Origin of the sequence: Streptococcus sanguinis (assembly GCF_013343115.1) — a bacterium.
In the GTDB taxonomy this organism is placed as follows: domain Bacteria; phylum Bacillota; class Bacilli; order Lactobacillales; family Streptococcaceae; genus Streptococcus; species Streptococcus sanguinis_H.
Genome location: NZ_CP054570.1, coordinates 1557560 through 1577097 on the forward strand (window position 1 = coordinate 1557560; position 19538 = coordinate 1577097).

The 19538-nt window shown below is 41.8% G+C and carries 18 protein-coding genes; 2 read left to right on the forward strand and 16 right to left on the reverse strand.

Features of this window, described 5'->3' with window-relative positions:
* Nucleotides 1-21: 21 nt before the first annotated feature.
* From aspS to FOC72_RS07470, 5 genes are all read right to left on the reverse strand, one after another.
* Nucleotides 22-1758, reverse strand: a complete 1737-nt coding sequence (aspS, locus tag FOC72_RS07450) for an aspartate--tRNA ligase (protein ID WP_002896306.1) — start codon at nucleotides 1756-1758, stop codon at nucleotides 22-24.
* A 312-nt stretch (nucleotides 1759-2070) separates the two neighbouring features.
* Nucleotides 2071-2628 (reverse strand): cysteine hydrolase family protein, encoded by a 558-nt coding sequence (locus FOC72_RS07455; protein WP_002896307.1) that lies wholly within the window; start codon nucleotides 2626-2628, stop codon nucleotides 2071-2073.
* On the reverse strand, nucleotides 2628-3416 hold the full coding sequence (gene codY / locus FOC72_RS07460) for a GTP-sensing pleiotropic transcriptional regulator CodY (RefSeq protein ID WP_002896308.1): 789 nt from the start codon (nucleotides 3414-3416) through the stop codon (nucleotides 2628-2630). The genes FOC72_RS07455 and codY overlap by 1 nt, the downstream gene beginning before the upstream one ends.
* Nucleotides 3417-3617: 201 nt before the next feature.
* Nucleotides 3618-6203 carry an SEC10/PgrA surface exclusion domain-containing protein gene (locus FOC72_RS07465; RefSeq protein ID WP_080557414.1) on the reverse strand — a complete coding sequence of 862 codons (2586 nt, stop codon included), beginning with the start codon at nucleotides 6201-6203 and terminating at the stop codon, nucleotides 3618-3620.
* 321 nt (nucleotides 6204-6524) lie between these two features.
* Nucleotides 6525-7739 (reverse strand): pyridoxal phosphate-dependent aminotransferase, encoded by a 1215-nt coding sequence (locus FOC72_RS07470; RefSeq protein ID WP_032908228.1) that lies wholly within the window; start codon nucleotides 7737-7739, stop codon nucleotides 6525-6527.
* Nucleotides 7740-8079: 340 nt separating this feature from the next.
* Between FOC72_RS07470 and FOC72_RS07475 the strand changes: the two genes are divergently transcribed.
* Nucleotides 8080-8532 (forward strand): universal stress protein, encoded by a 453-nt coding sequence (locus FOC72_RS07475; protein ID WP_002896311.1) that lies wholly within the window; start codon nucleotides 8080-8082, stop codon nucleotides 8530-8532.
* A 117-nt stretch (nucleotides 8533-8649) separates the two neighbouring features.
* Here FOC72_RS07475 and FOC72_RS07480 read toward each other — a convergent pair whose 3' ends face one another.
* The 10 genes from FOC72_RS07480 to FOC72_RS07525 form a co-directional block, all read right to left on the reverse strand.
* Complete coding sequence (locus FOC72_RS07480) at nucleotides 8650-9027, reverse strand: hypothetical protein (RefSeq protein WP_002896312.1); 378 nt, start codon at nucleotides 9025-9027, stop codon at nucleotides 8650-8652.
* 125 nt (nucleotides 9028-9152) lie between these two features.
* The gene (locus tag FOC72_RS07485; RefSeq protein ID WP_002896313.1) at nucleotides 9153-9470 is read right to left on the reverse strand and encodes a hypothetical protein; all 318 of its coding nucleotides are present in this window, start codon (nucleotides 9468-9470) and stop codon (nucleotides 9153-9155) included.
* On the reverse strand, nucleotides 9470-10177 hold the full coding sequence (locus FOC72_RS07490) for a TreTu family toxin (protein WP_002896314.1): 708 nt from the start codon (nucleotides 10175-10177) through the stop codon (nucleotides 9470-9472). Before FOC72_RS07490 ends, FOC72_RS07485 begins: the two co-directional genes overlap by 1 nt.
* Before the next feature lie 191 nt (nucleotides 10178-10368).
* Nucleotides 10369-10791, reverse strand: coding sequence for a DUF4304 domain-containing protein (locus FOC72_RS07495; RefSeq protein ID WP_002896315.1), 423 nt, complete (start codon nucleotides 10789-10791; stop codon nucleotides 10369-10371).
* A 6-nt stretch (nucleotides 10792-10797) separates the two neighbouring features.
* Nucleotides 10798-11112, reverse strand: a complete 315-nt coding sequence (locus tag FOC72_RS07500) for a DUF4304 domain-containing protein (RefSeq protein WP_238525733.1) — start codon at nucleotides 11110-11112, stop codon at nucleotides 10798-10800.
* Nucleotides 11113-11335: 223 nt separating this feature from the next.
* Nucleotides 11336-11698 carry a hypothetical protein gene (locus tag FOC72_RS07505; protein ID WP_002896320.1) on the reverse strand — a complete coding sequence of 121 codons (363 nt, stop codon included), beginning with the start codon at nucleotides 11696-11698 and terminating at the stop codon, nucleotides 11336-11338.
* An 11-nt stretch (nucleotides 11699-11709) separates the two neighbouring features.
* Nucleotides 11710-13437 carry an RING finger protein gene (locus tag FOC72_RS07510; protein ID WP_002896321.1) on the reverse strand — a complete coding sequence of 576 codons (1728 nt, stop codon included), beginning with the start codon at nucleotides 13435-13437 and terminating at the stop codon, nucleotides 11710-11712.
* A 2-nt stretch (nucleotides 13438-13439) separates the two neighbouring features.
* Complete coding sequence (locus FOC72_RS07515; protein WP_002896322.1) at nucleotides 13440-13787, reverse strand: DUF3958 family protein; 348 nt, start codon at nucleotides 13785-13787, stop codon at nucleotides 13440-13442.
* 3 nt (nucleotides 13788-13790) lie between these two features.
* Nucleotides 13791-14141, reverse strand: coding sequence for a TIGR04197 family type VII secretion effector (locus tag FOC72_RS07520; protein ID WP_002896323.1), 351 nt, complete (start codon nucleotides 14139-14141; stop codon nucleotides 13791-13793).
* 89 nt (nucleotides 14142-14230) lie between these two features.
* Nucleotides 14231-15628, reverse strand: coding sequence for a Cof-type HAD-IIB family hydrolase (locus FOC72_RS07525; RefSeq protein WP_032914251.1), 1398 nt, complete (start codon nucleotides 15626-15628; stop codon nucleotides 14231-14233).
* Nucleotides 15629-15808: 180 nt separating this feature from the next.
* Between FOC72_RS07525 and FOC72_RS07530 the strand changes: the two genes are divergently transcribed.
* Nucleotides 15809-16771 (forward strand): asparaginase, encoded by a 963-nt coding sequence (locus FOC72_RS07530; RefSeq protein ID WP_002896325.1) that lies wholly within the window; start codon nucleotides 15809-15811, stop codon nucleotides 16769-16771.
* Between the two features lie 714 nt (nucleotides 16772-17485).
* Here the strand turns inward: FOC72_RS07530 and recG are convergent.
* On the reverse strand, nucleotides 17486-19501 hold the full coding sequence (recG, locus tag FOC72_RS07535; protein ID WP_002896326.1) for an ATP-dependent DNA helicase RecG: 2016 nt from the start codon (nucleotides 19499-19501) through the stop codon (nucleotides 17486-17488).
* Nucleotides 19502-19538: the final 37 nt, after the last annotated feature.

The window sequence follows — 19538 nt, forward strand, 5'->3', positions numbered from 1 at the left end:
TTCATTTTACCATATTTCAGGCTAATTCTTCAATTCCAAATGCAGTTCTTTGAGCTGTCTTTGGTCAACCAAACTCGGGCTTTCCAGCATAGGATCAAAGCCAGTACCATTTTTCGGAAAAGCAATGACTTGGCGGATATTTTCTTCCCCAGCCAAAATCATAACCAAGCGATCCAAGCCTAGAGCCAAACCGCCGTGTGGTGGGAAGCCGTACTCCAAAGCTTCTAGGAAGAAACCAAAGTCCCGTTCATAGTCTTCTCGGCTCATGCCTAAAAGCTCAAACATAGCTTCCTGAGCCTTCCGGTCATGAATCCGCAGACTCCCACCGCCAATTTCATAGCCATTCAAGACGATGTCGTAGGCATGGCTGCGGAATTGGTCTGGCTCCTGTCCATCTTCAAAAATCCCCTGTGTGAAAGGATGGTGCATGGCTTGATAGCGATTTTGGTCTTCATTCCACTCCAGCAGCGGCCAATCCACAACCCAGAGGAAATGAAGCAGACTCGGGTCAATCAAATCTAAAGCTTTTGCGACTTCTATACGCAGATGTCCCAAAGCTTCCTGAGCCCGACGCTTCTTAGCCATGACTAGCAGAATCAAATCTCCATCCTTGGCCTCAAAACGTTCCAGCAACTCCTGACTTTCAGCTTCAAAGGTACTAGCCAAATCACCAACTAACTGGCCATTTCCAACCTTTAGACTGGCGAAACGACTGCAGCCAAATTCCTTCATTTCCTGATAGTAGTGACTCAGCTGTTTCTTGCTAAAAGCACTAGCCGCATCTGGAATACAGATTCCCATCACTTCCTCTTGATTATCCAAGGCTTTCTTGATGAGAAGAGAGTCATTGGACTGGCACAAATCCGTCAGATTCTTCAACTCTAAACCAAAGCGTGTATCTGGCTTATCAGAACCAAAGCGGCTCATAGCCTCTTCATAGCTGATAGTTGGAAAATCTTCTGTCAACTCTAAACCATGAGTTTTCTTGACGACAGCCTTGAGCATAGCTTCAACCAGAGCTCGGATTTCTTCTTCGCTGGCAAAACTCAGCTCTAAGTCCACCTGGGTAAACTCTGGCTGGCGATCCCCCCGCAGGTCTTCGTCACGGAAACAACGAACAATCTGATAATAGCGCTCGAGACCAGCTCCCATCAGTAACTGCTTGAGCATCTGCGGGCTCTGAGGCAGCGCATAGAATTGATTTTTAAAGACCCGACTAGGCACCAAGAAGTCTCTAGCCCCTTCAGGAGTTGACTTGGTCAGATAAGGCGTCTCCACTTCCAAAAAGTCCAAACCGTTCAAATATTCCCGAATGGTTGAGGTGACCTGGTGACGTAGTTTGAGGTTATGTGTCATCTTCTCACGGCGCAAGTCCAGGTAGCGGTATTTCTGACGCAGGTCTTCCCCAGTATGGGCATGCTGGTCCAGCTCAAAAGGCAATGCCTTGCTGCTAGCAATAATCTCAATCTTTTCAGCTCTCAGCTCAACCTGACCAGACTTGATGGACTTATTGACAAAACGCTCTTCACGCTGAACGACTTGCCCCGTCACTGCAATGACGTCCTCTTTGCCAATGTCTTCCAGCTTAGCAAAATCTTCAATCTCACCGCCAACGAAGACCTGAAGCAAGCCCTCGCGATCCCGCAATTCAATAAAGGCTAGTTTGCCGTGATTGCGGATATTGGCCACCCAGCCAGTTGCGGTCATGGTCTGTCCGACCTGCTCTAAACCATAGTTCCCGATAAAAATTTCTTTCATGTTCTTTCCCTTTCAAATCAATTAGTAGCTCCGCCCTGCTGTTAAGAATATTTGAAGCATTCTTCTATTGTCTTCACTTGTCCTACTGCAAAATAAAAAGCTTCCGTCTCTGAAACAGACGAAAGCCGTGGTACCACTGTTATTCGCCGCCTTAAAAGGCAGCCTCTGAACTCGTAACGTGAGAGACGTTTGTGCTTAATCACACAAAAGATTACGAAACATGTTCTTCGGTTTTTTGCTTTCTTGGTGCTGCTCTCAGCTATCAGCACTCTCTGTGCAAGTCAGCAAGCCTACTCTGCTTCTCTTTTACTTTTAAATTGTATCTATTATAGTCGAACCCAGAACATTTTGCAAGTGGTTTAAGGCAAATTTGTGATTTTCCTCTGACAGAGAAGCCACAGCCGGTTCTACCACCTGAATCTGATAACCAAGATTATATGCATCAATCGCTGTATGCAAGACACAAATATCCGTCAAGACTCCAGTCAAAATGACCGTATCTACCTTTCTTTCCCGCAATCGAATATCTAAATCCGTACCGGAAAAGGCAGAATAATGGCGCTTATCCATCCAAAAGACCCGAGAGTCTGCTTGATGCTTGTCATAAAAATCAGCCAAAGGGCCATAAAGATTGCGACCGCTAGTTCCTTTGATGTTATGAGGCGGAAACAATTTGCTCTCAGGATGAAAGGCATCATTCTCATCATGGGCATCAATAGCAAAGAAGATATAATCTCCTCTGTCAAAAGCTGCCTCCGTCACTTGAGCAATGGCTTCAGAAATTTCCTGAGCTGGCGCTCCTGCTGTCAACTTGCCCTCATCTGCGACAAAATCAACTGTATAATCAATGGAAATCAGTGCTTTAGCCATTAATAGTCCCTCTTTTTAATTTCATCAAAGACATCCGGAATCAGAACTTTCAGATAAGTTCCCTTCATTCCCAGTGAGCGGCTTTCAATAATCCCAGCACTTTCCAGCTTGCGCAAGGCATTAACAATCACTGAGCGGGTAATCCCGATACGGTCAGCAATGACAGATGCTGTCAGCTGGCCTTCATTGCCATTGAGCTCGCCCAAAATTGCTGAAACAGCTCTCAGTTCTGAGTAAGACAGAGTATTGACCGCCATGGTCACAGCTGTCCGGCGGCGGATATTTTTCTCATCCTCTTCCCGCTGGAAGTTAAGTAGCTGGATACCAACCACTGTACTGGCAATCTCAACCAAAATCAGATCATCGTCCGCAAATTCCTTATCATTACGCCAGATAATCAATGAGCCCAAACGAATCCCTGAAACATGAATGGGAGCAATGGTAGTCAGGCCATCTGGAAAATCATCCTTGGTCTCTACCGGAAAAATCGTCAAATCATGCGTAACCGGTAGATTAGCCTCCGTTTCATAGACCAGATTGGCTTCTTGGACATACTCCTCTGGGAAATTCTTATCTTGAAAAAAAGCTTCTACACGGTCATTATTGGTCTTGTAGCGCATGAAATAGCCTAGAAGACGTCCTTTGCTATTGATAATGCAGGCATTGCAGTGGATAATATCAGCCAACTGACGCGTAATAGCATTATAGGGCAAATCTTCCTGCATCTGCTCTTCCGAGCGCTTCAGAATAGACGTAATTTTTCGTGTTTTTTCTAGTAAATCGGCCATATTTTTACCTCATATTTATTAGCTTCATTGTAACATAAAAGCAGTGAAATTTCAATAATTATCTGAAAATTTTTTATTGAAAAACAATTACATACAATTCTATAAAATAAAGAATTTTTCAAGTATATGACTTGATATGTCAAGTTATATTAAACAAAAAACAGTCAAGAATTTGACTGTTTTTGATTACTTTTGTTCTTTCTAATCAAGAGAACGTTTCTTGTAGAACAATTTCATAGCCATGAGCAGAAGCATTTGGCCTGCTAGAAGAAGCCAAGAAGAGTTTTCTCCTGTCTTAGGCAAGGCATGACCTGAAGCAGCTACCTGCTTATGATTTCCAGGGCTAGCACTTCCAGCATTTCCAGTAGTTCCAAGAGCTGTATGCTGAGGATCTCCTACTTGTCCAGCAAGCGGAGAGCGAGCGAAACGCTCCTCTGTGTGAGCCAAAACAGATTGGTAATAGCGAATATCTTCTTCCTTATTCTGCTCAGCATAAGTTTGAGCTAGCAAGTCGTATGTCGCCTTAGCTTGTGCTTGAACAGCAGTTAAAACTGCTACTTTTGCTTCTTGATCTGTTTGAGCTGTAAGAGCTGCTTGGTAAGCAGCCTGAGCTGCGGCTAATTTAGTTTTAGCTTGTTCCAAGTTTTCTTCTGCATTCTCAAGATTTGACAATGACTCTTTAGCCATTTGCAATGCTGCTTCAGCATCTGTAACAGCTTTTTCAAGATTAGTCTTTCTTTCTTTTGCTACATTCAAAGCTGCTTCTAGCTGAGCCAACTTATCTGATTCAGTTTTTAGAGCTTCTTGAGCGGCAGCAACTGTCGCTTGAACAGCAGTCAGAGCATCTTGGGCCTGAGTTAATTTTTCCGCTTTGGTCTTGTCATCCAAGTTTGAATTTTGCAGGGCTGCTTGTGCTGCTGCCAAAGCCGCTTGATCAGCTGCCAACTTCTCTTGAGCTGCAGCAAGAGCTGCTTGTGCCTGAGCAGTTGCTGACTCACCTGCTTGAGCTTGTGCCTGAGCCAGTTGCTGATTGGCTTGCTCTAAGGCTGCGGCCTTCCGATTGTAAGTGGTTTGAGCAACTCCCTTAGATGCCAGAGCCAGTTGATTGGCCTTGAAGGCAGCGTCATAGGCAGTTTGAGCCTGAGCTACTTCCTGCGGATCTACTTTTGCTGTTGCAGCTTTGCCTGTAATCGGGCTGGCATTGAAGTTCTTTTTGCTAGCATATTTGACTTGATCTTCTGACACCATGGTGAAATGAGCCATAGTGATGTCGCTTTCCATTGAGAAATCAACACCCAGATAGTTTTTCTGGCGACCAGTATTGAGACCAGAGATTGATGTAGCATGCAGCCATTCATAGCCATTAAACATGAATTCAACAACGGAATCATAGATTCGTCTCTTCATTTCAGCCACACTCATTTGGCCAGCTTTTTCTCTCCAAATATAAGCGTTTTCATAATACTGGAGACCTTTGCTCTCTTGCTCAGCACTTGTGGTCATTAAACCATATTCACGCGCTACGCGGTTAATTGCTTTAGCATCGTGATGGTATTTCTCCATCAAATCCCAGTTCCAGTTGTCTTTGCGATATTCTGTTGCCACCTTATCAGCGAAATCAATTGAAGACGGTGTTACAACTACTTCGCCTGTTCCCATCTGAGCACGCAGCTGGTTGATGAGTTCTGAAGCAAACTGTGAAAGTTCCTGACGAACATTCTGTGGAATATTGTTGGTATCAATCAAAGCTTTGCTATCTGTAGGATCTGCTACATAACGATTGAGAGCCTTAGCACTGGCATTCAGTGCAGCCAGTCTATTTTGAATCTCATTAGTTTTTTGCTCTGATAAATTCGGTGCAATTAGCTCTCTCAAGGCTGCAATGTATTCCGGAGTCATTGACACACGGTTTTTATTGCTAGAAGCTTCAGTAGTAATTTTTCCAGCTTGAGCCTTTTGCAAAGCCTGTTGAGCTTGGTTCAGATCTGACTGAGTCTTCTCTGCTGCAGCAGTTTTTTCCTGCAAGTTCTTTTGAGAAGCATCACGAGCCGTCTTAGCCTGAGTCTGGTTGGTCTGAGCTTTTGCAACCTCAGCCTGCTTCTGACTGTCAGTCTGACGAGCTGTAGCTACTTTTGCTTGAGCTGTTTCAACAGCAGACTGGTCAGCTGCCACCTTGTCTTGGGCTGCTTTCACATTTTTTTCTGCTTTAGCTGTAGCGTCCCCACTTAGATTAGCCTGAGCTTCCTTCACGTCATTTTGAGCTTTAGCAAGGCGTCCTTCTTGAGTTTTCGCTTGCTCTTGAGCTTCTTTAGTCTTGGCTGCCTGAGTATCGCGCTCAGCTTCAGCCGCCTTAGTTGCTTGGTCAGCTTTAGCCAGTTCTGACTTATTGCTGTCCACTTGAGCTTTTTGATTGCTCTCTTCTTGCCTAGCTGTTTCAATAGCTTCCGGACCAGCTTTATCAGCTGCCTCCTGTGCCCGGTTAGCTTCAGCTTGTGCTTGCTCGACCTGACTTTGAGCCGCAGCAGTATTTGCCTGAGCTTGAGCCAAATCAGCTTTCCCTTGTGCAACATTGCTGTCGGCTTCTTGTACAAGAGCCTGAGCAGCGTCTACCTGTTCTTTCGAAACAGATTCATCCTTCTGTGTGTTTTCTGCCTGTGGTTGGCTTTGACTAACGGGCGCATCAGAATAAGACTGATTATCAACTAATTGATCAGCCTGAACTCCTTCTGCGAGCACCAAAGACAATGCCGCTGCACTGACAGAAAAAGCACTAAGTGTCTTTTTCATTGTCAATATAATCTCCTCCACTTTTTCATCATTGTTAAAAACATTGACAAACACATTCTATCATGTTTGTCTTCTAGAAGGAAGACGCTAACACATTTTTTTAAGCATTTTTGGACAGATACATAAAAAATGTTGGACAAACTCCTAAAAAATGTCGGTAAAACCGCCTATAATTTTTACCAATCGACCTCAAATTCAATTTCCGGAGCATCTTAATTTTTTTATTTTTGCAATTCAAAGACAGCCATTGAACTAAAAAATATGTAAAATAGATAAGAAAAAGGCCGGAATATTTTCCGGCCTTTTTGTAGCATCCGCTTATTAACGGCGATATTGGCGCAAGAAGCGCGTCATTTTTTCTTGGATTTGAGCTAGCTCATCTACTCGAGGCAGATAAACGATTCGGAAATGATCTGGGTCCTTCCAGTTAAAGCCTCGTCCATGGACAAGAAGGACTTTCTCCTGCTTGAGGAAATTGAGCACAAACTGCTCATCATCGTCGATGCGATACATGTTCCGGTCAATTTTCGGGAAAATATAGAGGCCAGCTTTAGGCTTAACAGCTGACAGCCCCGGGATGTCCTGAATAGCCTGATAGATGAAATTACGCTGTTCATAGATACGGCCACCTGGCAAAAGCAGTTCATCCACAGATTGATGACCACCAAGTGAGGTTTGAACGACTTGCTGAGCCAAGACATTGGAGCACAAGCGCATGTTGGAGAGCATGTTTAACCCTTCGATATAACCCTTAACATGATGTTTAGGACCAGATAGCACCATCCAGCCAACACGGAAGCCTGCGATTCGGTGCGACTTAGAAAGACCATTCATACTGACACAGAAGATATCAGGAGCCAGACTAGCCACAGATGTATGGACATTGCCATCCATCACCATGCGATCATAGATTTCATCCGCAAAGATAATGAGATTGTTCTGGCGAGCAATTTCCACAATCTCCAGCAGCAGTTCCTTAGGATAAAGTGCTCCCGTTGGATTGTTAGGGTTAATGATAATGATAGCCTTGGTATTAGATGTGATTTTTGACTTGATATCGTCAATATCTGGATACCATTCTGCCTGCTCATCACAAACATAGTGAACAGCATTCCCACCAGCCAGACTGACTGCAGCCGTCCAGAGTGGGTAGTCTGGCATCGGCACCAGCACCTCGTCCCCGTCATCCAGCAAGCCCTGCATGGACATGACAATCAGCTCGCTGACACCATTTCCCAGATAAATGTCATCAATATCTACATTAGGAAAATTCTTAAGCTGGCAATATTGCATAATGGCCTTACGGGCTGAAAAAATCCCCTTAGAGTCAGAGTAGCCCTCACTGTCACGCGCATTCATAATCAAATCATGAATGACCTCATCTGGAGCGGTAAAACCAAATTCAGCCGGATTTCCTGTATTGAGGCGGAGAATCTTTTCACCGTTGGCCCGCATGCGCATGGCTTCATCCAAAACTGGACCGCGAATATCATAGGCAACATGTTCCAGCTTGCTGGACTTGTCAAATTCTTTCATTCTTATTTTTCCTCTATTCATCAGAATGTTATCATTATACCACCAGAAAAAGCGATTGACAACAAAAAATAAACTCACTTTTCATCTAATTAAAAAGAGAATCATAGGATATAAAGCGCCATTCTTCTAATTCCTCAAAGTAAAGGATTCTTTCTCAGCTTGCAATTTTCTGACAGCATTTCCATTTTATCTTTACTTTTTTTCTGAAAAGGGTTACAATAGAAACAAGAAAATAGTTGCAAATCACTCGGACGTTATGGACTGATTGATTTTTGGTCAGCCCAATCATTCTGTGAATGATGCGACGTCCTTTGCCGACCATTTTAGAGGAGGTAGCTCTATGACTCAGAAATATGAAAACATTATGGTTGCTGTGGATGGTTCTCACGAATCCGAACTAGCCTTTGAAAAGGGCGTTAATGTGGCTCTCCGAAACGGCTCTCGACTCACTATCGCCCATGTCATTGACACCCGGGCTTTGCAAAGTGTCTCAACCTTTGATGCAGATGTCTACGAGGACTTACAAGAAGATGCCAAAAAGCTGACAGCTGAGCTGAAAGAAAAGGCTCAAAAATCCGGTATCAAGTATGTTGACATTGTCATTGAGATGGGCAATCCCAAGACTCTCTTGGCTACAGATATCCCAGAAGAGCACAAGGTAGATCTAATTATGGTCGGTGCTACCGGTCTCAATGCCTTTGAACGGCTGCTAGTCGGTTCTTCATCTGAATATATCCTGCGCCACGCCAAAGTTGATTTACTCGTGGTCAGAGATCCAGAAAAAACTTTATAAAAACTAGAGCAGATGTGCACTACACATCTGCTCTAGTTTTTTTGTTTATGCGAGGGATGATGATTATGATACGAAAAGGGCAAGAAAAGCATCCTACCCTAAATTCTTTATACTAGATTAATCTTCTAAAATCACAGGAAAAATATCTTCCCCTCTGTGCATTTTTTCTTCCATTTCTTTCCACTCAATAACTAATTTATATAGTTCAGCAGTTGAAATAAAGCAAGGTTCCCCAAGACTTTCATCATCCATTTGATAGTATACTTCTGTTTCTTCTTTACCTATATCAATATTTAGCATATTACCGCCAAAGTCTGATTCTTCTTTTTGACCAGTAACAACTGCTTCCAATTCTTTATAAATATGAGGGTAAAAATTATGAACCTCAATAATAAAAAACTCGCCTAAAGTTTGATAGTTTTCATCCAAGAATTTTATCGATAATCTAATATCACCGTCAGGATATTTAAATATTCCATATTGTCTTTTTAACATTTGTTACGTCCTATATCTTTCTATTTATTTACTGCTAGGAAAAGCTGAAATAATCTTTTTCTCAGAGTCTTAATATATCGTAATCTATATAATTCAAGTATCAACATATTCTGTGACAACAGTTCTTACATAAGAACCATTCCATTATCTAATATAACTTTATAGTCTTCAATATTTGTATTTTCATTGTCGTACCATGCATTTACTATCTGAGCTTGATTATCAATTATTTGAGCAATTTCAAATTTGAAATTTTTATAAGGAGCAAAGCTTGGCTCTTCAACTAGTATTTCTCCCATTTTATCTTTTGTTTCTAATAATATTCTCAAGCAATTTTCATTATCAATTAAAACTTCTAGACTAATATTTTCTTGTTTTAGAATATTAATGTTTTCTGATAGCCACTCTTTAGTCACTTTTTTTACTTCTTGAAGTCGACTCATTACTTTTCTCCTTTGATATTTATATTACGAGCATCCGGCATTTCTGTTATGGCTGGCAAGCCCTTCTTTTGATTTAACCTATCAATTAGAGAGCCTGGACCTGGGATTTGTCCCCATCCTTCTTTTCCAGCTGGATAAAGACTCTGGGAATTAACATCAAATTCTGTAAAAACGCTTCCTGGTTTAGCAGCTGGAAATGCTTCAATATTAGAAGGAGTAGCAACATATGTTGTATTTCCATTCGGTGACATTTGAACTTTACCAGAATCAATCATCTTTGTATATTCTTCCATTGACATCCATCGTCCTACAGTTGACATCTCATCTACAATAGGGTTATCTAAGCCACCAACATTAACTTTAGGTAATTTGGAGTCCAAATTCTTTGATGGAAGTTGAGGACCAACCACCGGCTGACTCCCCACACTCGAATTTCTCACTGCATCCTTAATCTGATAATACTCATTAATCTGGGCATCAGCCCTTTGTGTTTGTAAATCCTTATTATAAGACCGAGTACTCCAAGCTGCTGCCCCTACCATTAGGAAGTCATAACCCGCTTTTATACTCGATGCATACTTGGTATAGTTTGTGGCATAATTCTGGAGTTCCTCATCAGCCTCTTTGCCTGTGACTGGATCAAGGCCAGTTTCAGCTATATAGTCAAAACGTTTTTGCTCGAAGTTAGGATCGTGTTTGCTTAACAAATTTATGATGCGAAAAGGGTAAGGAAATCACTCTTACCCCAATTTCTTTATACTAGTTCAATCTTCTAAGATTACGGGAAAAAAATCTTCCCCTCTGTGCATTTTTTCTTCCATTTATTTTCATAAGCAAAATCTTGTGATTTCAAAGTTTCGCCAACAATTTTTTTGAATTCTGTATTATTCATTAAAAATTAGAAGCCCAGATATTCTTTCACACATTTTTTACAAAGAAACTTGAAGTGAGGGTACAACTCAAAATAGTTTACTAGTCCATCATCAAAGGCAGGCTGAATCAACATTTTGATATTATTATTAATTGAAGCCACCAAACATTCTGAAGTTATCTTCTCTAGATTATAGTTATCTCGATCCTGATAAACAAATCTACCACCAAAGTCTTCCAAACCTTTTTTATATAGAGGTAATTTCCCATCATAAATGCCTTTAATCAAAAAGCCGTAATTGATATAAAAAGAGTTCTCAAAGTTAGACTTTTGAAAGCCAACAAATACCTTTAAATCAGTATTTTCAAATGTATAATATTTATTTTCATAAGCAAAACCTTGTGATTTCAAAGTTTCGCCAACAATTTTTTTGAATTCTGTATTATTCATTAAAAATTAGAAGCCCAGATATTCTTTCACACGTTTTTTACAAAGAAACTTGAAGTGAGGGTACAACTCAAAATAGTTTGCTAGTCCATCATCAAAAGCAGGCTGAATCAACATTTTGATATTACTATTAATAGAAGCCACCAAACTTTCTGAGGTTATCTTCTCTAGATTATAGCTATCTAGGTCCTGATAAATAAATCTGCCACCAAAGTCTTCCAAACCTTGTTTATATGGAGGTAAATTCCCATCATAAATGCCTTTGATCAAAAAGCCGTAATTGATATAAAAAGAGTTCTCAAAGTTAGATTTTTGAAAGCCAATAAATACCTTTAAATCAGTATTTTCAAATGTATAATATTTGTTTTCATAAGCAAAATCTTATGATTTCAAAGTTTCACTAACAATTTTTTTGAATTCTGTATTATTCATGAATAACTATAACCTCAGATACCCTAAATTTTTATATTTTACAGCGTTTCTTGGTAGGCTTCAAAAATCTCTTCCAATAGAGTTAATTAATTTTTTGTATAGCTTTCACTGAGCATTAGTAAATATCAATCCGTCTAGCACGAAATTCAACAAATTCACCATTCTCAAGATCATTTGGAATTCCTCCACCTATATTAATCAAAAATTCTCCTACCTGAGCGATATTTCTTGTTTTATCAAATATTTTGGCAATTATAAAATATTCAAAATTATTCAGATGCTTTACTAGAAATAGATTATCTTCACTTTTATATACGTCTCCATCAACAATAGCATACAGAATATCATCAAACTTTCCGCCAATCTTTCCAAAAAATTCATCTGAAAAGCAAACTAATTCATATTGATTATCCGATAAAGTGACATCCGCTTCTTTGGTATCAATATCTATCCATTCTATTTTTTTTACAAAAATCATTAAATTTCTCCTTAACGTTCAAATCCTAGACTAGGTACCTTTTTGATAAGATAATCAACAGTTTTTACATGATATGTCGTTATATTTCCAGTATTTTGATCTAATCCAACAAAGGCGTACAAAGTATTTTTGCCTTCGTATCCTATAAATTTTACATATGCATTTAATTCTGGTACATAAGTACCCGTTTCAACTACAAAATTTGCGTCTTTTAAATATTGTTCTATTGAGTAATCCGTTCTTTTCAATGCGTGAGCAACCTCTGCACTGTGTTTATCAAAATGATTCACTAATTTTTGCTCACTATTAAACTGTAAATTTGCATTCTGTGCTTTTCCTACAGGTGGTACTGAATTGTTCTCGAATTTTATCCTTGACACCACTGAAGAATTTCCAGAACTTGGAATTTTAGCTCTGCCTAATAAATCTGTATCCAATCCATAAACAGGCTTCCCATTGTAGACTTGATGCCCCACATAAGATCCAACCATCATATCTGTCCAAGCAACCGTATCTGGAATAGCTTTAACCCATCCATAGTTTTTTGCTGTGATGATTTCAGCTTCTGTAGCCGGTTCATTAGTACTTGGATTTTTTCCTGTTTCAAGAATATATTTATTCCGCTTTGTAGCGTAATCTGGATCACGCCAATCAATCGGTTCAGCGTTCATTAATTGGTTGAAGCGAACATAACTATAATCTTTCTTTGCTTTTTCCTCATCTGACATGAAGATATAGTCAAATTCGATACTTATTCTTCCACGTAAAAATTCTGGATACTTATCCGCTAGCTCAACTAACGACATACCATCTACTTCTTCTTTATCAGATGCTAGAAGATTTGCCTTCATTTTTTTTGAACTTTCACTTTCAATATATATCGCACCTCCCCCTTCTCTCAAATACTGATATCGAGAATAAATATAATTAATTTGTTCTGCAGTCAAATCGGCTCTTTGAGGAAAGTTATAACCAGTATTGAGATAGCTTTCGTACTCACTGATAAGTTTACCGTATCGCTCTTCCATCTCGGAAAATGACAATTCGTCAATATATTTCACGAAAGACTGTTGACTCTTCGTCTCCTCTATTCTCTCCTGCCGCTTAGTCCATCCAGTATTGATGGTACCTTTCCAGCTGAGATCAGCATCCCGGCGAGGAGGAAGATAAGTCTGAGTAGATGCATCCCAGCTCTGCGCTGCCTGAGATAGACCGGTAGATGCGGCTGCTAAATAAGCTTCAGCTTCCGTGAAGATAGTTGGCGAACTCTCATTAAAAGCAAGCAAATTATCCAAAATTTCTTGGAAGACTTGCCTAGCACTTTCTGCAACAGCGATGGAAGCACTGAAATCCACAATAGACATACCTTTATTATTTGCATAGAGTTGCGATTTGCGTTCCAACTCTGCCAGTTGCTGTTCTGCAAAACGAATTTTCTCTTCCAGTTCTGATTGGCGCCAACTCTTACCGTCTACTTCTGCCGTGTAGTTACTAACAAAATTTTGACAAGCTAAGGCTATCGCTTCCTGATAGAGAATGACTCCCTGAACAATCGGGATGACCGTTCCGACAACATGATTTTTGGCAGAATCATACGCTTTACCTTTTAGTTCATCCTCATTATGAAAAGCTGATAAAACGCTTATTAATTTAAGATTCTGCCCCAAACATTGTTCAACTGCTCTTCCAAGGCTTTCTGCCTGCGTTCGAGCAGCTTCTAGATACATATCAATACTCATCTTTACTCCTTGCTAGCTAAGGCACGCTTCTCTTGGTATACTTCCTCTAGTTGATTTTCTGCATTTTGATGTTTTTTCCGCAGTTTTTGTATCTGATTCTCTATATCAAGCTTTAGCTGTCTGCTTCGATGAGAAAAATCTAGCTGACAGTCTACTATCTTGCTATAGTACCGGCTTCCTTCGAAATCATAAGACAAATCATGAAACCATGTCCCCATAGAATCCAACTGACATAATACATCTTCTTCTTGAGCTTTTGCCTGTTCCAACTTTTGATAGAGTTCCCATTCATGATCAGCAAGCCTCCGCTCCTTGGCCAACAAGGCAGTCCATCGCTTATCTTCCTGCATTGATTATTCCTCCAAAGCAGTCAAGGTACTCAGACCTAAATCTTTTTTAGTGACTGTCGGTTCCTTTTTAGGCGGTAAATAGTTAGTAGTCAGACTTTGACGAATCATAGCATCCTTATCCTCAAACTCCGCTGCTACACTATGAACATTCTGAATAATACTTGTAATGTGTCCCCCGAGCTGCCCTTGTAAGCTCTCAACATTTGAAATCCCTGCATTTGCATTAGAATTTCCAGCAACAGTTGTCTGCGAATCTCGAGTAATAGCCATCATCTGCAGGAAATTTGCATCTCCGATTGCTGTTGCATGACGAGCTGCTGTTGATAGGTCGCTCTTAACTTGGTATTGATCCATCCGTCCTCTCCTCTACATTTTTTTCTTATTGTACCATAAAATAAAAAAAGAGCAAAAAATTTCCAAGAAATAATCTGCTCTTAAAGTATTTATTCTTTGTTTTCTTCTTTCTGCTCTAAGGTACGCTGGTAGGCCTGAATCTGTCGTTCCAGTTCTTCTTTGATAGCTCCTTCGGGAGCGTATTTTTCTTCCCAGTCATCTGGTTTGAGGATTTTATGGGTGACGGGGTCAAAGTGAGCCTTCCCGTCTGGGAAAATTTTGCCCATATTAGCCCGATGGACAATATCGAACAGCTGCTCTGGATCCACTCCCATCAGGACAAAGCTGCCATAAGTGAAGTAAAGAGTATCAATCAAGGCATCTACCTGACCGACTAGAGAAACCTCAGCCTGACTCTTGGAGCGAACCTTGTCAGCAGCCTTGTCAAGCGCTTTATGGAGATAAGCTACAGAGCTATCAAAGTCTTCCTCTGAGTTACTAGCTGCCCGCAGAAACTCGACCAGCTCTTCTAGCTTAAAGCCTGCCCTATAGCGAGCGTCCTGAGGCGACCAAGCAATCGGCTCTTCCTGAGTGCTTTCATCCATGACACTATGGAACTCTTTAACCTTATTAAAGTGATGGTCGCTGCTGGTAAAGACCTTTTCCCTCGCTAGTATGCCAAAATGCTCCAGAGCCCTGTGAATCCCATCCTGACTATTGCTGCTAGTCGTATGCTTAGCCACTTCCTTGACTGAGCTGGTTCCATTTCCCATAGCAATGGACAGACCAACTCCCGATAGCATTTCCAAGTCATTGTCAGAGTCGCCGAAGGCCATGACTTGATGAATGTCAAAGCCATATTCCTTGCCGACTCGGCGAATCCCCTCTAGCTTAGATGTGTTTTTATTGATAATATCAACCGCATAGGGGCTACTGCGGGTAAATTTCAAATCAGGGAAGTCTGCTTCAATCTTACGGCTTTCTTCTGGACTGGCCAAAATCAAAGCTTGATAAATCGGCTCCTGAATCAGCTGCAGGAGATCCTTTTCATGCTGGGGCAGGGCCTTGCTGATGACTTTATTAAAACCGTGACTGACTGTTCGCGCCATTCTCTTAGGGATGAAGCGGCTAGTCCACTGGGAGAAAGGGCTCATGCCGAAGGACATAATCTTGGAGCCCAGCATAGCCTCAGCCGTCCCCAAGGAAATTTCTTTCCGATGCTTCTTAGCATAGGCGATTAAATCCCGTAAACTCTGCTTGTCAATGGGACTGGCAGAAATCACCCTATCTCTTGAAAAAATATACTGGCCATTATAGGTCACAGCAAAGTCTAAGTCCAATTGCTCCATAAAAGGTTTGACAAAGAAAGGACCGCGGCCTGTTGCCAAACCGACCAATATTCCTTGCTCCTTTAAACTCTGAATAGCTTTTTCTGTAGATTTCAAAACCGTTCGACTGTCATTGACCAGTGTCCCATCAATATCAAAAAAGACGGCCTTTACTTCCATTGATTTTCTCATTCTTTCCTTTTATGATACAATAAATTATAACACAAAAATGACACACAATCACATGAATTGCAGAAAAGAAAAACTGGAGTAATACCCACGCAATAGGATTGAAAACTCTATGAAAACAGAATGTATGTTTTCGAATCTGCATCATGACTACAAGGAGAAAAAGGATTTATGACAAAGAAAATCTTGATCCTGCACACTGGAGGAACCATTTCCATGCAGGCTGACGGCTCTGGGGCTGTCGTTACCAATGCTGATAACCCTATGAACCATGTGACAGTTCCGCTTGAGGGGATCGAGACGGAAGTCATTGACTTTTTTAATATTCCCAGTCCACATATCACGCCCCAACACATGCTCAAACTTTACCAGAAAATCAAAGCCAGTGCTGACCAATTTGACGGAGTAGTCATTACTCATGGGACGGACACTTTAGAAGAGACAGCTTACTTTCTAGATACTATGCAGCTGCCGAAGATTCCGGTCGTTTTGACTGGGGCTATGCGCAGTTCCAATGAGTTGGGGAGCGACGGGGTCTATAACTACCTGACAGCCCTGCGGGTGGCTAGTGATGAAAAAGCCTGTGATAAAGGCGTGCTTGTCGTTATGAATGACGAGGCACATGCTGCCAAGTATGTAACCAAAACCCACACGACCAATGTCAGCACCTTCCAGACGCCGACTCACGGACCGCTTGGCTTGATTATGAAGCAGGAAATTCTCTATTTTAAGACAGCGGAGCCTCGAGTCCGCTTCGACTTGAACAGCATTTCTGGTCTGGTGCCCATCATTTCAGCTTATGCAGGTATGAAGACAGAGCTTCTGGACATGCTGGATTTAGACAAGATAGACGGCCTCATCATAGAGGCATTCGGTGCTGGCAATCTTCCCAAAGAAGTGGCGGACAAACTGGCTGATATGATAACAGCTGGCCTGCCAATCGCTCTGGTCTCTCGCTGCTTTAACGGGATTGCTGAGCCAGTCTATGCTTATGAAGGAGGCGGCGTTCAGCTGCACCAGGCTGGTATCTTCTTCGTCAAAGAGCTCAATGCTCAAAAAGCCAGAATCAAACTGCTCATCGCCCTGAATGCTGGACTCAAAGACCAAGAACTCCGAGATTATATGGAAGGCTGAGAGAAAAAGTCCCTATTTACTTTCTTTAAATCAAAAAGTGCTAAGATTGCTTAGCACTTTTTTGACTCTTTCATATTCTAACACTGGGCAAATTCATTGAATCGCCAGCCTTAAAAGATAACCTCAAACAGAGACTCTAGAATTTCAAAAATATAATCACTTACCATAGGTCACCTCCATTTTCTGAGCTTGCTTAAATGTCTTCGGATAGTGGACTTTGATTGTAACTTTCATAGCTTTTACCTCGCTTATCATTAATCCTTTAAGAGCAAAAACGAAACTCTTGGAGTGTTTAGCTTCAAGTTTGGTATCTAATCTTTTTGTTCTTACTTGGATATAAGGATACAGCCCTAAACTTAAGAATCTCTTATAGATTTCTTAGGGAAAGCTTATAGTCAAAGAAATCCGGCAGCATTCCCTATCTACTATTTGAAAGGAACAAGTCTTTTCAACCAAATACAAAAAAACTTCACCGATTGGGTGAAGCTTGTGATTTGTTAGGAGATTTATGATGAAAAAATTCTAAATTATTCTTATTCTTTGAGTGGCTCATACCTCGCAAGTCTTCTAGTCTTCAAGCTTTGGTTACAGGATTTTAAGGGATGTTTACATTGTCATTGGTCCTACCTCTTTCTTTGATTTGACAATAGTATAATCCCTCAAACTTAAAGCCCACTTATAAATAACTTGCAGGAAACTTAATCAAAAGAACTCTTAATCTAGGTAATCTCGCTTGTCTAAATGAAGAGCAATCAAGTGCCAATTAGGATCTGTCCGCCAGTTCGAATCAGCCGTAATCTGGCTAGCAACCTTTCTAGCTTCTTCTAAAATCGGATAATCTTCCACGATGTCTGCCACTTGAAACTCAGGAATACCAGACTGCCGAGTGCCAAAGATTTCTCCGGAACCTCGCATTTTCAAATCCTCTTCAGCCAGCAGGAATCCATCAGTAGTCTCAGTCATGATTTTCATGCGGCGCTTGCCCGACTCCGTCTTAGGATTGGCAACCAAGACGGCATAAGACTGCTTGCTTCCTCGGCCGACACGGCCTCTCAGCTGATGAAGCTGGCTGAGTCCGAAGCGGTCCGCATCCATGATGACCATCACCGTAGCATTGGGGACATTGACTCCGACCTCAATGACCGTGGTAGAGACCAGAATATCAGTCCGTCCTTCCTTGAAGTCCTGCATAATCGCCTCTTTTTCCTCGCTCTTCATCTTGCCATGAAGCAGAGCCACTTGTACCTGCTGACCAAAATAGGCTGTCAGTTCTTCTTCTAAGGCAATGGCATTCTTAAGATCCAGCGCCTCAGATTCCTCAATCAAGGGAGAAATAAAGTAGACCTGAGCACCCTTGTGGAGCTCTTTTTTCAGCCAGTCGAGGACGACTTCCAGCTGCTCATGCTTGACCCAGCGGGTGATGATAGGCTTGCGTCCCGCCGGCATCTGGTCAATAATGGACACATCCATATCACCAAATGCAGTGATAGCAAGGGTTCTGGGAATAGGCGTCGCCGTCATCATGAGGACATCAGGATTGTCTCCCTTTTCCCGTAAAATCCGGCGTTGCTCCACACCAAAGCGATGCTGCTCGTCAATAATGACCAAGCCCAATGCATGGTAACGGACTCCTTCCTGAATCAGGGCATGGGTTCCGACAATCATGTCCACCTGACCCTTTTCAATCGCTGCCAAGGTCTCCCGGCGTTCAGCTGCTTTCATTCCCCCAGTTAGCAGGGCCAGCTTCAATTCTGGAAAAAGCTGAGCTAGGCTGTCAAAATGCTGCTCAGCCAAAATTTCTGTTGGGACCATCAGAGCTGACTGAAAGCCAGCTGTATAAACAGCATACATAGCTAGACCAGCGACTACTGTCTTTCCGCTTCCCACATCGCCCTGCAGCAGGCGATTCATGTGGCCAGGCGATCGCAAATCCTGCAAAATCTCTGTCAGACTGCGCTCCTGAGCTGAAGTCAGTTCAAAAGGTAAGCTCTGCTTTTTCTCGGCCACAGCATCCAACTGCCAATCAATTTTTAATCCATTGCTAACAGCCTTGGTTTCTCTCTTTAAGACCTGCAGTTGCATTTGGAAATAAAAGAGTTCTTCAAATTTGACCCGCCGAAGAGCCTGCTTGTAGTCCGCCAAGTCCTTTGGAAAATGCATGGCCCGCACAGCCTCAACTCTGCTCACTAGCTGGTAGCGTTCCAGCAGGGGCTGGGGCAGATTTTCCTCTAAGAGCAAGTCTAATCCTTGGTCAAAGGCAGTCTTAATCAGCTTGACCAGACTGGCCTGACTAATTCCCTGAGCCAGCCGATAGACAGGCTGCAAGTCATCCTCTACCTGAGCCAGCAGTTTCATTCCAGTCAGACTAGCCTTGGCTTTGTCCCACTTTCCAAAGACGGCTATATTAGCTCCCACTTCAATCTTGTCCGCCAGATAAGGCTGGTTAAAGAAATTAACTGCCAGAGCGACTTCTCCCTGCTTGATGGTAAAGCGCAGGCGATTGCGTTTGTAGCCGTAATACTGGACATTGGCCGGGGTCACGACCTGACCAGAAACAACCGCCTTTTCTCCATCCTCCAAGTCTAGGACATTTTTACTCTTAAAATCCTCATAACGAAAAGGAAAATAAAGCAGCAAATCCTGCAAAGTCTCTAGACCCAGCTTGGCAAATTTTTCTGCTGATTTCGGTCCCACACCAGGCAGAACCGTCAAAGGTTGGTGTAAATTCATAATTCCTCTTTCAGTTCTGATACTGCTGCGCTGCTGA

Bases quoted from the DNA above. Each gene is read 5' to 3' on its own strand.
- FOC72_RS07475 (WP_002896311.1), top strand. From the start codon at position 8,080: ATGACTCAGAAATATGAAAACATTATGGTTGCTGTGGATGGTTCTCAC.
- FOC72_RS07495 (WP_002896315.1), bottom strand. From the start codon at position 10,791: ATGAATAATACAGAATTCAAAAAAATTGTTGGCGAAACTTTGAAATCA.
- FOC72_RS07510 (WP_002896321.1), bottom strand. From the start codon at position 13,437: ATGAGTATTGATATGTATCTAGAAGCTGCTCGAACGCAGGCAGAAAGC.
- aspS (WP_002896306.1), bottom strand. From the start codon at position 1,758: ATGAAAGAAATTTTTATCGGGAACTATGGTTTAGAGCAGGTCGGACAG.
- FOC72_RS07455 (WP_002896307.1), bottom strand. From the start codon at position 2,628: ATGGCTAAAGCACTGATTTCCATTGATTATACAGTTGATTTTGTCGCA.
- FOC72_RS07480 (WP_002896312.1), bottom strand. From the start codon at position 9,027: ATGTTAAAAAGACAATATGGAATATTTAAATATCCTGACGGTGATATT.
- FOC72_RS07465 (WP_080557414.1), bottom strand. From the start codon at position 6,203: ATGAAAAAGACACTTAGTGCTTTTTCTGTCAGTGCAGCGGCATTGTCT.
- codY (WP_002896308.1), bottom strand. From the start codon at position 3,416: ATGGCCGATTTACTAGAAAAAACACGAAAAATTACGTCTATTCTGAAG.
- FOC72_RS07520 (WP_002896323.1), bottom strand. From the start codon at position 14,141: ATGGATCAATACCAAGTTAAGAGCGACCTATCAACAGCAGCTCGTCAT.
- FOC72_RS07485 (WP_002896313.1), bottom strand. From the start codon at position 9,470: ATGAGTCGACTTCAAGAAGTAAAAAAAGTGACTAAAGAGTGGCTATCA.
- FOC72_RS07515 (WP_002896322.1), bottom strand. From the start codon at position 13,787: ATGCAGGAAGATAAGCGATGGACTGCCTTGTTGGCCAAGGAGCGGAGG.
- FOC72_RS07470 (WP_032908228.1), bottom strand. From the start codon at position 7,739: ATGAAAGAATTTGACAAGTCCAGCAAGCTGGAACATGTTGCCTATGAT.
- FOC72_RS07525 (WP_032914251.1), bottom strand. From the start codon at position 15,628: ATGGAAGTAAAGGCCGTCTTTTTTGATATTGATGGGACACTGGTCAAT.
- recG (WP_002896326.1), bottom strand. From the start codon at position 19,501: ATGAATTTACACCAACCTTTGACGGTTCTGCCTGGTGTGGGACCGAAA.
- FOC72_RS07505 (WP_002896320.1), bottom strand. From the start codon at position 11,698: ATGATTTTTGTAAAAAAAATAGAATGGATAGATATTGATACCAAAGAA.
- FOC72_RS07530 (WP_002896325.1), top strand. From the start codon at position 15,809: ATGACAAAGAAAATCTTGATCCTGCACACTGGAGGAACCATTTCCATG.